The organism is Cohnella thailandensis (assembly GCF_014212135.1).
GTDB classification, from domain to species: domain Bacteria; phylum Bacillota; class Bacilli; order Paenibacillales; family Paenibacillaceae; genus Cohnella; species Cohnella thailandensis.
Genome location: NZ_JACJVQ010000005.1, coordinates 38970 through 52058 on the forward strand (window position 1 = coordinate 38970; position 13089 = coordinate 52058).

At 55.2% G+C, this 13089-nt stretch carries 9 protein-coding genes and 1 pseudogene; 8 read left to right on the forward strand and 2 right to left on the reverse strand.

All coding sequences use genetic code 11. From position 1 onward, the window contains the following. Positions 1-5 precede the first annotated feature (5 nt). The 5 genes and pseudogenes from H7B67_RS05010 to H7B67_RS05030 all read left to right on the forward strand — a co-directional run bounded on the left by H7B67_RS05010 (position 6) and on the right by H7B67_RS05030 (position 6614). Positions 6-851 carry a carbohydrate ABC transporter permease gene (locus H7B67_RS05010; RefSeq protein ID WP_185118706.1) on the forward strand — a complete coding sequence of 282 codons (846 nt, stop codon included), beginning with the start codon at positions 6-8 and terminating at the stop codon, positions 849-851. Continuing rightward, positions 848-2146, forward strand: coding sequence for a sulfatase family protein (locus H7B67_RS05015; protein ID WP_185118707.1), 1299 nt, complete (start codon positions 848-850; stop codon positions 2144-2146). Before H7B67_RS05010 ends, H7B67_RS05015 begins: the two co-directional genes overlap by 4 nt. 58 nt (positions 2147-2204) lie before the next feature. Next, positions 2205-4001: a sensor histidine kinase gene (locus H7B67_RS05020; RefSeq protein ID WP_185118708.1), complete on the forward strand. Its 1797-nt coding sequence runs from the start codon at positions 2205-2207 to the stop codon at positions 3999-4001. Beyond that, the gene (locus H7B67_RS05025; protein WP_342592509.1) at positions 3985-5553 is read left to right on the forward strand and encodes a response regulator transcription factor; all 1569 of its coding nucleotides are present in this window, start codon (positions 3985-3987) and stop codon (positions 5551-5553) included. The genes H7B67_RS05020 and H7B67_RS05025 overlap by 17 nt, the downstream gene beginning before the upstream one ends. A gap of 17 nt (positions 5554-5570) precedes the next feature. After that, positions 5571-6614: pseudogene (locus tag H7B67_RS05030) on the forward strand (glycoside hydrolase family 88/105 protein). A 61-nt stretch (positions 6615-6675) separates the two neighbouring features. Here H7B67_RS05030 and H7B67_RS05035 read toward each other — a convergent pair. Both H7B67_RS05035 and H7B67_RS05040 read right to left on the reverse strand, forming a co-directional pair. Further along, positions 6676-8406, reverse strand: coding sequence for a methyl-accepting chemotaxis protein (locus H7B67_RS05035; RefSeq protein ID WP_185118710.1), 1731 nt, complete (start codon positions 8404-8406; stop codon positions 6676-6678). Between the two features lie 283 nt (positions 8407-8689). Continuing rightward, positions 8690-9619 (reverse strand): aminoglycoside phosphotransferase family protein, encoded by a 930-nt coding sequence (locus tag H7B67_RS05040; protein WP_185118711.1) that lies wholly within the window; start codon positions 9617-9619, stop codon positions 8690-8692. A gap of 195 nt (positions 9620-9814) precedes the next feature. Here H7B67_RS05040 and H7B67_RS05045 point away from each other — a divergent pair, with 195 nt between their 5' ends. From H7B67_RS05045 to H7B67_RS05055, 3 genes are all read left to right on the forward strand, one after another. Beyond that, positions 9815-10807: a Gfo/Idh/MocA family protein gene (locus H7B67_RS05045; RefSeq protein ID WP_185118712.1), complete on the forward strand. Its 993-nt coding sequence runs from the start codon at positions 9815-9817 to the stop codon at positions 10805-10807. Between the two features lie 62 nt (positions 10808-10869). Continuing rightward, the gene (locus H7B67_RS05050) at positions 10870-11925 is read left to right on the forward strand and encodes an AraC family transcriptional regulator (protein ID WP_245363588.1); all 1056 of its coding nucleotides are present in this window, start codon (positions 10870-10872) and stop codon (positions 11923-11925) included. Between the two features lie 43 nt (positions 11926-11968). Continuing rightward, a complete protein-coding gene (locus tag H7B67_RS05055) occupies positions 11969-13048 on the forward strand; it encodes a Gfo/Idh/MocA family protein (protein ID WP_185118713.1) in 1080 nt (359 codons plus the stop codon). Positions 13049-13089 lie beyond the last annotated feature (41 nt).

The following is a 13089-nucleotide window of genomic DNA, read 5'->3' on the forward strand; positions in this document are numbered from 1 at the left end:
GCGCTATGACCTTAACCAAAACGAAACTGTTGCCCATCGCGGCGCAGGTGCTGTTATTTGCCTTCTCCATTCTGATGCTGTATCCGGTATTATGGATGGTGTTCAGCTCCTTCAAAGACAACTCGGAAATATTCGCCAAGAGCTTCTCGTTATTCCCGACGGAATGGAAGTTCGGCAACTATGCCGCGGGCTGGAAAGGGTTCGGCTCGTATACGTTCGCCACGTTCTTCAAGAATTCCTTTATCGTCGTCCTGATCTATACGGTCGGCGCCGTCCTAAGCTCGGCCTTCATCGCGTACGGCTTTGCGCGCATGGAATTCGCCGGTAAAAAATTCTGGTTCGCCTGCATGATCGCGACGCTGATGCTGCCGCAGGAAGTGATCATGGTTCCGCAGTATATCGTCTTCCAATGGCTTGGCTGGGTGAACACGTTTCTCCCGCTTACGGTTCCTTCCTTTTTCGGCATTCCCTTTTTTATCTTTATGCTCGTGCAATTCATGAGGTCGATTCCGGCGGAATTGGACAACGCGGCCAAAATTGACGGGTGCAACTCGTTTATGATCTTCTACAGAATCATTCTTCCGCTCACGCTACCCGGCTTAATGACGGCTGCGATATTCGCCTTTTACTGGCATTGGCAGGACTTTATCGGGCCATTATTGTACTTGTCCAGACCCGACCTCTATACGGTATCGCTGGCGTTAAAAATGTTCTCGGATCCCGACACGTCATCAAACTGGGGAGGGATGATCGCGATGTCGGTGCTCTCTCTCGTTCCGGTCATCGTTATCTTTTTCTGCTTCCAGCGTTATATTGTCGAAGGCATTACGGCAGGGGGAGTAAAAGGATGAACCTCGTTTATATCCATTCGCATGATACCGGGAAATGGATCGAGCCTTATGGCTATCCGGTATCGACGCCGTCGCTAATGAAGTTCGCCAAGGAAGCCACCACGTTCCGGCAAGCGTTCGCAGCGGCTCCGACCTGCTCGCCGAGCCGATCGGCCTTGCTGACCGGCTTGTCCCCGCATTCGTGCGGAATGAATGGGCTCATGCATAGAGGCTTCAAACTGAACGACCCCAAGTCTCACCTGGCATCCGTGTTGAAGGAGCAAGGCTACCGGACGGTGCTCTGCGGATTCCAGCACGAAGCGACGGATCCGACCCAAATCGGCTATGAACGCATTCTGAATGAGGCCCCCACTCCGATCACCGCAGAGACGCAAACCCGGTATGATGCGAATACCGCGGCGCTTGCCGCCGAGTACCTTCTTCGGGAAGGAACGGGAGAACGACCGTTCTTCCTCTCCGTAGGCTTCACCCAGACGCATCGTCCGTACCCTTCTCCGGAAGACGAGTCCGAGGCGGAATATGTCATGGTGCCGCCTTGGCTGCACGATAACGCGGAGATTCGGCGGGACGTGTCAAGTCTGAATGAGTCGATACGAAGACTCGATCGGTGCATCGGGGAAGTTTTATCGGCGCTAGAGGCGTCAGGGCTACGGGAAGAGACGGCCGTGCTGTTCACGACCGATCACGGTATCGCATTCCCGTGGATGAAAGGGCATTTGTACGATCCGGGCGTCGCGGTCTCCTTACTTCTGGATTTTCCCGGCAATTCGAAGAAAGGGCAAGTAACGGATGTGCTGATCTCACATCTCGATGTGGTTCCGACGGTATGCGAATTGGCGGACATTCCCTCTCCCGGTGAGCTCCAAGGGCATTCGCTCCTTCCATGGTTCCGGGGAGAGACGGATCATGTTCGGGATGCCGTCTATTCGGAGCTGACGTTCCACAAGAGTTACGAGCCCGTTCGCAGCGTCCGGTCGAATCGGTACAAGCTTATCCGTTCCTATCAGGCCAATCCGATGTACGTTCATGTATGCGGAGATGAGGGAGATAGCGAACGGTTCGTGGTCCGGCATGGCTTTCATGAGGAAAAGAGAGAACGGGAGCAATTTTTCGACCTTTATCTGGACCCGTTGGAGCGGACCAATCGAATTGGCGACCCGCGTTACCAAGACGCGATCGCCGAGCTGTCCGGCAAGCTGGAGGAATGGATGCTCGCCACCTGCGATCCGTTGCTGCAGGGACCGGTGGTCCCGCCCGAAGGCGCAAGATTGGAAGAATTTCCGAATTCTTATTGAGAGAGCTCCATGACAACTCCATAATCAGAAGTGTCAGTCCTAATGGAGGGAGCTCAACATGTCGCGATTACATCCTGTTCATTGGTATTCCGGTTTGGGGCTGAAGCACAAATTCCTGGCCATCCTCATCGGCATCTTATTGGCGGGCTTGGTTCTCTGTTCCTCGGCCATTCAATTGGCGCTTCATTTGTACGACCGTCAAATTTACGAGGAATCGTCTTACTCTTTGAACCTTTATGCCTCCGGAATCGAGAATGAACTCAAGCGAGTCGAGGATCTATCCTTAAACTTAATGGCCGACGAGCAGGTTCAGCGGTATTTGGCGAACGTTCAAGAGAAGGACGAAGTGAGCTACGATACGTTCGCGGCGGGAAGCCGGATCGTCCAGAACCAAATGCTTGATTATATGAACAATGAGCCCTACATCGAATCGGTTCGGATCATCGATGCGCAAGGGACGAAGCTGTTTGCCGGAATTCAATCCGGCATTCTCGATGAAGGCAAGCTATCCGAGCTATACGGAGATGCCAAGGAAGCCGAAGGGGGAATCCGTTGGGTTGCCTTTCGCGAACGCAACGGCTTCTTCTATGCCGTCCGATTAATCCGGGAGCGGGCGGACTTATCGATGCGTACGTTGGGCGCGCTCGTGTTCGAAATCGACATGGACAAGCTTATTCGTTATCGAGTCAATGAGGAAGCCGTCGTCGATAAGCAAGTTGTCATTTTCGCGGAGCCGCAAGTGCTGTATAGCAACAGCGACTTATCGCAGGCGTTGATCTCCCGTCTGCCCAGCTACAGCGGAAGCGGGTACAAGGTGGAGAAGATCGATGGAGAACGGCTCTTCGTATCACGTTATACGTCCAAACGGCTGGGCTGGAGCTACGTTCAGGTGATTCCGCACGATACGTTATTTCAAAATATCGTTTATATGAGAAGCGGTTTGCTCCTCGCATTCGCCGGCATTTTTATCGTGGTATTGCTCATCGGCCATTACTTCTCGCGTACGCTGACCCGACCGATCGAAACGTTGAGCCGGATGATGTCGAAGGTGCAAAGGGGACAATTCGATATCGAGGAGAAGGATTATGCGGAGATCCGGGGGAGAAAGGACGAGATCGTCCAGTTGTTTCGCCATTTCCGTAGCATGGTCGACAACTTGAACGAATTGATTCAAGAAAATTACCGCAAGCAGCTTATGCTCAAGGATACCGAATTTAAAGCGCTGCAGGCGCAGATTAATCCTCACTTCTTGTACAACACGCTGGAGTCGATCAATTGGCAGGCGAAAATCAGCAAGCATCACACGATCTCCCAGATGGTCGAAGCTCTGGGCAAGCTGATGCGGCAGACCGTCGATAACAAATCTCAGACCCGTACGTTGGCCGAAGAGCTTGAGATGGTTCACCATTACATTACGATTCAAAAAATCCGGTTCGGCAAACGCTTGGCCTACGAAAGTGCCCCCATAGCCGAACAACGGCAGATCCTCGTTCCGAAACTGATGCTCCAGCCGTTAGTGGAGAACTCTATTTCTTATGGAATGGAACGTGCGGGAACGATATTGACCATCGTCATCGCCGTTGAATGTATAGATGACATGATGTACATTCGCGTATCCGATAATGGGCCGGGAATGGAACCCGAGCTTCTGGAGCGAATCATGACCGGCGATTATGAGTCGAAGGGAACGGGCATCGGCTTGAAGAATATCCGCGATCGGATGCGAATTCTGTACGGGAACTTTTCCAGCTTCGCATTGCGGAGCACGCCAGGAGAAGGAACCGAAGTGATCTTGGGAATCCCGTTGGCGTTCGGGGAGGAGGGATACCTTGCGCAAAGTGATCTTGGTGGATGACGAGGAATTTATCGTACAGGGTATAGCCAGCGTGATTGATTGGCAAAGCCACCATGCCGAACTGGCGGCGACGGCTTTGGACGGAGAAAGCGGCCTGAAGGAAATCTTGCGCCATCAACCGGATATCGTGATTACGGATATTCGCATGCCGGGCATCGACGGTATGGAGCTCATCAAGCGAACGAAAGAACTCTTGCCCAACGTTCGCTTTATCGTCCTATCAGGCTATGGAGATTTTCAATACGCCCAGCAGGCGATGAATTACGGCGTGAAACATTATCTTCTGAAGCCCTGCAACGAGATGGAGATTATCCATGCCTTGGAGCAGTTGATGAAGGAAATCGAGGAAACGCAGCAAAAGGAGCTTTCTATCCGCGCGATGAAGCAAAACCTGGAAAAGGTCATGCCCCAAATCAAAGAGCAATTTTTAAAGGAATATTTGTTAAACAAACGGTACAGCCATAAGGATTGGGATTATTACGCCAGACTGTTTCAGCTTGAGCCTATCGTCGCTCCGGTGTGCGTGCTGACGTTCCAGCTCGAGCATGAGATGGTCGACTACGAGTATTATTTTGCCTTGCAAAACATTGCCGTGGAAATATTGCAGGAGAACGGCTCCGTGTTCATGTCCACGACGATTGGCCAGAACATCGTGATTCTGATGGAGAGCGCGGCCTTGCCGGCACTTCAAAAGGATATTTTCCGAATACAGGAGATCTACCAAAGCTATTATAAAATGTCGTTCTCCGTTGCGATCAGCGAAGCGGACGAAATCAGACAGGCTAGAAGCCTGTACAAAGAGACGCTGGAGTGCTTGAAGCATAAGTTTTACCTGGGCGAAAGCGCCATAATCGCTAAATCCGATTTAGTCGGACAACGACAAGAGGATATGCTGCCATTCGATTTCGATTCGTTATGCTTATGCTTGCGCAGCGGTCTTGCGGATGAGGCGGCCAGAGAAATCGATGACTTCTTCGAGGAATTGATTCATTCGCAGATGAACATGAACAAGGCGAGATCCCATTGCCTGACCCTGTTCTCGGTGATCTTAAAAGAAAGCGATTCGGCCGCGACGGAGCATCTGCTCAAGCGAGCCGTGCAGATCGTCGACATGCCGACACTGGCGGAGATGAAGCGACTGATTGTAGGCACGATGGAGGAAATCGCGGAGGCCCATTATCGGGAGCAAAGAAATTCCTATCATTCGATCGTTCGCAAGGCGCTGGAATTCACGGACGGCCATCTCGAGGACCCCAATCTGTCGTTGAATTATTTGGCGCAGCAGATTCTTTATTTGAACGCTCACTACTTGGGGAAGCTCTTCAAATCCGAGACGGGGATGAAGTACACCGACTATCTGATGAACGCCAGAATGGAGAAGGCCAAAGAGCTGATAGAGAAAAATCGGAAGCTCAAAATCTATCAAATCGCAGATGCTACGGGATTATCCGAGAACTCGCAGTACTTTAGCCAGGTGTTCAAAAAACATACGGGGTATACCCCGAGCGAGTACAAAGCGATTATCCATGATGGCCAAGAGGATGAAGACTAACAGAGGGGTTGAGGCGCTTGCCGGCTTTGGCGTTGGACAAAAATGAGATGATCGAAGTAATGGATCGGATGGCGGAACGGACATTCGAGATGGATTTCACTTGGGATTGGCCCGCAGGAGTCGCCTTCTATGGGGTCAGCAGAGCATTGGAGGCAGGCTGCGACTCCCGCTATTTGGACCGACTCGTCGCGTGGGTCGACAGCAAGCTGGAGGAAGGGCTGCCGCCGTGGACGGTTAACTCGGTGTCGATCGGCCATTGCTTGATTGCGTTATATCGGAAAACGGAAAACGAAACGTATCTGGCGACGGCTATCGAAATGGCGGAGTACTTGAAGCATCATGCCCCCCGCTTCGCAGATGGAGTCTTTCAGCATACCGTTTCGCAAAATTATCAGTTTCCCGAGCAGGCATAGGTCGATACGATGTTTATGGCCGGATACTTCCTTGTACGCATGGGAACGTTGTTGAACCGGGACGATTATCTCGAGGACGGTTTACGCCAATACCATGGACACGAACGGTTTCTGCAGGATGCGAGAAGCAATCTCTTCTATCATGGCTGGGATCATCTCGCTCAGAACCATATGTCCGGCGTGTTCTGGGCAAGAGGCAACTCTTGGGCGGCGTATACGATGGCAAGAGCTCTCAAGGAGATCCCGGTGACCCACCCCTCGTATATGCAAATCCACGATTCCCTGCGCGATCAGTTGGCGTCTCTTGTTCGCCTGCAATCGGAAGAGGGCTTATGGCACACCGTCTTGAATAACCCCGAGTCGTATCGGGAAGCTTCAGGGTCGGCTGGAATCGCTGCGGCATTAATCGAGTTCGATGAGGCCATCGGCAGCCCGTTGTATCGTTCCTATATCCATAAATCGCTTGAAGGGTTATTAAAGCAGGTGTCGGAGGACGGAACCCTGTTGAATGTATCCGCAGGGACGGCGGTCATGGACGATGAGGAGGGGTACCGGAATGTTTCGCGCCGAAGAATTCAAGGTTGGGGGCAGGGACTGGGACTGGCTTTCTTTGCAGCCGTCATGATGTCAGAGGTTCGCCCGAGCTAAAAATAAAATCGCCGGCCTGGCCGTCCAACAAGGGACGGGTTAGGCCGGCGATTGCCGTTCCTTACAGCTTAAACTGACTCACGGAAGCCTTGAGGCTTTGGACGATCGTTTGCAACTGGTCGGCGGCGTGAGAGATGCTTTCGCCGAGGGCGAGCTGCTCTTCGGTCGCGGCCGCGACGGTCTGCGCCTTGCCGGCCACCTCGCGGGAGGAATTCGAGGATTGCTCCATGCTGGCGGCGACTTCCTCCGAGCTGGCCGACATCTGCTCGGTGATGGCGGAAGTCTCGTGCACCTGCTCGACGACCTTCTTGACGGCTTGATGGATGCTGTCGAAGTCTTCGGCGACGTCGTCCATCAAGCGGCTCCCCTTCTCGGCTTGGCTGACCGTGCTCTCCATGAAAGTCGATGCTTTGCCGATCTCGTCGCGCGTCTCGCTGATCAGCGCGGAGATGACCTCCGCGGATTCCAGAGAGCCGGCGGCCAGATTGCGAATCTCTTGGGCGACGACCGCGAAGCCCTTGCCGTGCTCGCCCGCTCTCGCGGCTTCGATAGAGGCGTTGAGGGAGAGGATATTCGTCTGGTTGGCGAAGCTGGTAATGTTCTCGGTGATCTCGCCGATCTTGTCCGACTTCTCGTTCAGGTTGGCTACGATCGCCGACAGCGCTTGAATCGCCTGCATGATCTCGTTAAGCTGCTCCTTCAGGCCGAGCATGTGCTCGTTGCCTTCGTCGACTTGTCCGGAAGCCGTCGCCGACAGGTCGGAGATCGAATTGGTGTTCTCCGCGATCTTCTGAATGCCGGAGGACATCTCTTCTACCGCGCGGCTCGTCTCTTCGGCGATCGTCGCTTGGACTTCCACCTGGGAGGTGACTTCTTGAATATTCTCGGCGACATGGTTGGTGGTTGCGGCGGCTTCCTTAGCGCTCACGGACAGCTCGACCGCGGCGGCGGATACGGTCTGGGTATTGTCCGAGATCTGAAGGACAAGTCCGCGAATTTTCTCGATCATCGTATCCATGGATTCATTGAGGCGGCCGAATTCGTCCTTGGAATATTTGGCCATTCTCTCGAAGTGGAGATTGCCCCCGGCAACCATCCGCGTTTTATTCTGGAGATTGGCGATGGTCCTGTTCAGATGGCGAAGGGTAAAGAACGCAGCCAGGATAATGACGATCCATTCTATGAAGAGAACCGTGTACATGCTGCGGGTATCGGCATTCTTCTTTTTGATAATCGCGTCCGTTTCTTGTTTGCTGTATTGATCCAATAGGCTGCTCAGGGTATCGATGGCGGTGCGGCTGTTCTCGAACCTTTCGCTGAGAGCCGTTTCTCCGGCCTGATCGACCGGCGATCGGTCCTTGACGTTGCCCGTCGCGATCTCCGACCACTCCTTGAAGGCGGTCTCGTATTGGGAAAAGGCAGCTTCGGCAGAAAGCGCGCTCGTCTCCTCGACGTTATCCATCAGCTTGGCATCCTGCAGGATGGCTTGGGCTGCATCGATTCGTTCGGACACTTGAGCGACGTTCTCGTTGAAATCCTTCTCGTACTCCGCATAGGCCTCGCTAGGAAGCGGAACGAAACGAAGAAGGTTGTACGCGTTCATAGCCTGATAGAAATCACGGTCCGCGGAGACGATGTGGTTATTGGCTATGTAAGACACTTCATACAAGCTTTGGTTCATCCGCTTAATATTCGACGAGTTGAGACTCAGCAAATAGTAAGCCGTAGCCACGAAAAAAACGATCGGGATGAACAGAAGAAGCGCTAGCCTGACTTTGACGGACAAGTACATGTGGGATTCCTCTCCTTGGTGTGAATAATGACGGTTAACTACATTAAATGATTTAGTTAATATATCGGCTGCAAGAATGTTTTTATGAGGACAACTCATGAAATTTAAAAGCCGAGGTTATGACCAAATCCTAAAAAGAGTCTTGACGAACGAGTTCGATCCGCTCCGGAGAGATCATAAACGCCAAAAAGCCCGGACGCGACGAGGCGTTCCGAGCGGCTTTCTTGTGTTAGGAACGAGGAGGAAGCGGCTGCCGCCGATTCATCGTTCCTGCCTTGATGCCCTATAAAGCGCTTCCCTCTAGCCGCCATATTGCCAGAAGTTCGGCAGCTAGCTTCAGAGATCCCTCCAGATCCCCCGAACCGTCCTCCAAGCTCCAAACCGAGGACAAAACAAGATGGCAGAACGTCCAGGCAAGCAAACGTTCGGATCGCACCTGCAGCTCTTCCGAGAAAATGGCGATACGACTGCGAATGAGCCGTATAGAAGAGTCGGTGTCGCCATCCGGCAGGTTGTTCAGCAAGAAAGGCACGGTCCCGTACTCGATCTCTCCGATGACTCCTTTCGGGTCGATCGCCACCCATTCCGAGCCGCCGGACAAAATGTTGTCGTGGTGCAGGTCGCCATGCAGCAGAAGAGGCATCCCGAGCGTTCGGTGCAGCCGTTCGAATCCCTCTTCCGCGCTCTTGACCAACGGTTCGGGAATCGGACCGGTTCCGCCGCCGTGCTTTTGCCTAAGACGGCCTAGCCCTCGAGCCCATTGCTCCGAAGAGGGGAACGATCCGCCTTCCGGCGCGGGAATCCGCAGCGACTTTAGCAATCCGGCGGCGATTCGGGTCGCTTCCTCGTCGTCCTTGACGGACTTAAGAGTGAGTCCGGGAGCAAGCCTCTCAAGCAGCAGAATGCCCCGTTCCGGCTCGGAATCCAGCAGTTTTACGCCTCCGCGTCCGGAGAACAACCTCAGCGCTTCCGATTCGAGAGGAAGCTCCGGGTCTTCGGGAACGCGCAGCTTCAGCACGGCCGGCCGCCCGTCCGGAAGTGCCGCGGCCGTTACGTAATTAAAGCTGAGCGGGTAATCCGAAGTAATAAGCTTCAGTCCCCATCTGCGCGAGCAATAGTCGATCAACTCGCCGAACCCGGCTATCCATCGCTCCCCGGCTTGTCCATGAACTTGTCTGATCGTCGAGACGAGTCTCTTCGGCAAAGACGTCATTCGTTCGCAGCTCCTCTCTTCAGCAGCTTCTTTTTACTCTATTACGGAGTGTACCACATCGCTCCCTTTTCCACGAAAACGAATAACGGATGTCGTTATTTTATAGTGAAAATGACATGTTCCTGTATTAATTACTGCGATAATAGTGTGTTATCTTGTGCATGTGTCGTATATTTGAAGTGAGGAGCGAACGAGATGATTCGAATTGGGATGATCAGCTATTGGCACGTGCATGCGGAGGATTACACCCGGCAAGTGCTCGAGCACCCGGAGACGGAGATCGCGGCCGTCTGGGATGAGCTCCCGGAACGCGGACGCGAGAAAGCGGAGAAATACGGAGTGCCGTTCTTCTCCGATCTTGGAGAGCTATTGGCGAAGGAGGATATCGACGCGGTCGTCGTGGACGCGCCTACGAACGTTCACCGCGACGTCATGGTGCAAGCGGCCCGGGCCGGCAAGCATATTTTCACGGAGAAGGTTATCGCGCCTACCTTGAGCGAAGCGAACGAGATTCTCGAAGAGGTTCGCAAGGCGGGAGTGAAGCTGACGGTATCGCTGCCGCGTCTCTACGATGCCTACACGCCGGCGATTCGGAAGGTCGTCGAAGACGGGACGCTGGGCAAGCTTACGCTAGCGAGAGCTCGCCTGTCCCACAACGGCGCGACCGCGGGCTGGCTGCCGGAGCACTTCTTCTCCAAGGAGCAATGCGGCGGCGGGGCGCTGATCGACCTGGGCTGTCACCCGATGTATCTCGTTCGCACGCTGCTCGGACTGCCGGATAGCGTAAGCGCTGTCTACGGCCATGTGACGGGCAAGGAAGTGGAAGACAACGCGACGGCCGTTCTCTCCTACGAGAACGGGGCGATCGGAATCGTGGAAGCGGGCTTCGTGAACAGCCATTCTCCTTTCTCCATCGAGCTGCACGGAACCGACGGCACGCTGCTGTTCGGCTTCCCGGAGGAGAAGATTCTCGTTCGCAGCAACAAGCTTGGCGACGACTGGCAGGAAATCAAACCGGGGGATCGGCTCCCTTGGGCGTTCTACCAGTGGGTCTCTCACATTCAGGAAGGCACGGAAGCGACCGAGAACGTGGAGATCGCGACGGACCTGACGAAGCTGATGGAAGCCTCGAACCGTTCGGTCGCCGAGGGACGCCCGATCCGCCTGTCCGAATTGGCAAAATCATAATCGGCCGCGCAACGTTCCCCTATGGATGGCGGGGTCGCTCGCGAGCCTTGGGGGATGAACGCATGACGGAAAAGAATAGCGGCAAGCCGGCTTCCGATCTAAGCGACGAGCGGATGGAGAGGGGCAAGCTTGGCGAAAGTAGGGGCGAAGGAGCGGACCGGAGAAGCGAGCCGGGAAGCCGCAAGAACGGCTCCGCGCCGTTCCCTTACGCGAGAATGGAGCGCAAGAGGTTCGCTCTGGACAGGCTCGATCTCCGGTTCCGCTGGGGGAACTACGGCATCCGCGTGCTCCGGTGCCATCTGGCCTCCTTCGAGAGAGGGCATGTCATAGCGGCTCATAAGCATTCGGAATACGAATTTCATTTTATTCCCCGGGGCAAAGGAGCGGTGATCATCGGGGACCATCGCTTCGAGCTGCAGGAGGGAGCGTTCTACCTGACCGGGCCGGACGTCGTGCACGAGCAGATCTCCGATCCGGAGGACCCGATGTTCGAGCTGTGCCTGCACTGCGAGATCATCCCGCTTGAGGCGGAAGACTCCCGCGAGTGGGGCGACGAGCTCGAGGCGCAGGAGGCGGAGGAATGCATTCGCCTTATTCGGACGATGCCGGCCGTGCCCGCTTTGGATCGTTATCATGCGATGCAATGTTTTCTGGATGCTTATCGCGCCTGGGAGGAGCAGTCCGTCGGCTTCTACACGACGATGAAGCAGACGGTGCTGCAAATCCTGCTGAGGGCGGCCCGGGTTCACGCGTCGCCGGAGGCGGCGGGCAACATTCCGGAGCGGGACATGAAAGACCATCGTTTCCGGCTGGCCACCCAGTACATCGAGGATAACGGCGCTCGTCCTCTTACGCTGGAAGAGGTGGCCGAACGGGTCCAGGTCAGTCCTCGCCAGCTTCAACGGATCTTCCGCAGCGAAGGGGAGACGACCTTCAGCGATTGGGTGGAGCATATTCGCCTTCAGCGCATCTGCTCGGAGCTGCTCGAATCGGACCGCCCGATCGAGGAGATCGCGTTGGACCACGGCTACGCCAACCCGAACTACTTATACCCTGTTTTCAAACATAAATTCGGAATGACTCCGTCGGCCTACAGGCGCCTTCATGGCGTGAGATAGGATTTAATGGGGCGGGGCGAATCCCATGGGAGGATCTTCATCTATGACGGCAAGAGTAAAAATCGGCATTATCGGAACCGGCGGCATCGCCCGCGCCCACGTGGCGGCCTACCGCAAGCTGCCCTACGTCGACATCGTCGCGGTAGCGGACGTCATTCCCGGCAAGGCGAGACAGTTCACGGAGCTGGAGGGCTTAACGGAGACCGCCGCGTTCGACAGCCATACCGATCTGTTGAAAGCGGATTTGGACGGCGTCAGCATCTGCACGCCGAACGTCTCGCATCATCGTACCGCGGTCGATTCTCTCCGCGCGGGCAAGCAGGTGCTGCTCGAGAAGCCGATGTCGGTCACGCTCGCGGAAGCGCTCGAGATGGTGCAGACGGCGAAGGAGACCGACAGGATGCTGACGATCGGCTTCCAGCCGCGTTACGATCCTAACATGAAGAAGCTTCAGGATATCGTCCAATCCGGACGCCTCGGCAACGTCTACTACGTGGAGACGGGAGGCGGCCGAAGAAGAGGGATGCCGGGCGGCACGTTCATCAGCAAGACGCTGGCGGGAGCCGGCGCGATGGCCGATATCGGCTGCTATTCGCTCGACATGGCGCTGAACACGCTCGGCTACCCGCGTCCGGTCTCGGTGTCGGCGTTCACGTCGAACCACTTCGGCACGAACCCGCTCTATCATCCGGAAGCGGCCAAATTCGAGGTCGAAGACTTCGGCGTGGCGATGGTCCGGTTCGAGAACGATCTCGTGCTGCAGTTCAAGATCTCCTGGGCGATGCATATGGATTCGCTCGGCTCGACGCTGTTCCTCGGCACCGACGCCGGGCTGAAGGTGACGCCGGCGGGCTCGGGACCTTGGTCGGGAGTGTGGGACGGAGCGGTCGGATCGATGACGCTGTTCCACGACGATTTCGGCGGGCATACCTCGACGGACGTGCCTCTGATCGGCCATAGCTTGAACCTGTTCGACGAGAAGGTGCGGGACTTCGCCGAAGCGGTGCGCGATGGCCGTCCGGCTCCGATACCGGGCGAGCAGATTCTGATTCAGCAAGCCATCATCGACGGCGTGCTTCGCTCCGCGGACCTTCGCCGCGAGGTGGCGATCGAGCTTCCTTGAGCTATATATGTTAGTTAAGCAGAACCTGCCGCGGCGCAGGT

What these genes read in the sequence shown, in the direction of transcription:
- H7B67_RS05010 (WP_185118706.1), top strand. Translation starts at nt 6, where the DNA reads ATGACCTTAACCAAAACGAAACTGTTGCCCATCGCGGCGCAGGTGCTG.
- H7B67_RS05015 (WP_185118707.1), top strand. Translation starts at nt 848, where the DNA reads ATGAACCTCGTTTATATCCATTCGCATGATACCGGGAAATGGATCGAG.
- H7B67_RS05020 (WP_185118708.1), top strand. Translation starts at nt 2,205, where the DNA reads ATGTCGCGATTACATCCTGTTCATTGGTATTCCGGTTTGGGGCTGAAG.
- H7B67_RS05035 (WP_185118710.1), bottom strand. Translation starts at nt 8,406, where the DNA reads ATGTACTTGTCCGTCAAAGTCAGGCTAGCGCTTCTTCTGTTCATCCCG.
- H7B67_RS05040 (WP_185118711.1), bottom strand. Translation starts at nt 9,619, where the DNA reads ATGACGTCTTTGCCGAAGAGACTCGTCTCGACGATCAGACAAGTTCAT.
- H7B67_RS05045 (WP_185118712.1), top strand. Translation starts at nt 9,815, where the DNA reads ATGATTCGAATTGGGATGATCAGCTATTGGCACGTGCATGCGGAGGAT.
- H7B67_RS05050 (WP_245363588.1), top strand. Translation starts at nt 10,870, where the DNA reads ATGACGGAAAAGAATAGCGGCAAGCCGGCTTCCGATCTAAGCGACGAG.
- H7B67_RS05055 (WP_185118713.1), top strand. Translation starts at nt 11,969, where the DNA reads ATGACGGCAAGAGTAAAAATCGGCATTATCGGAACCGGCGGCATCGCC.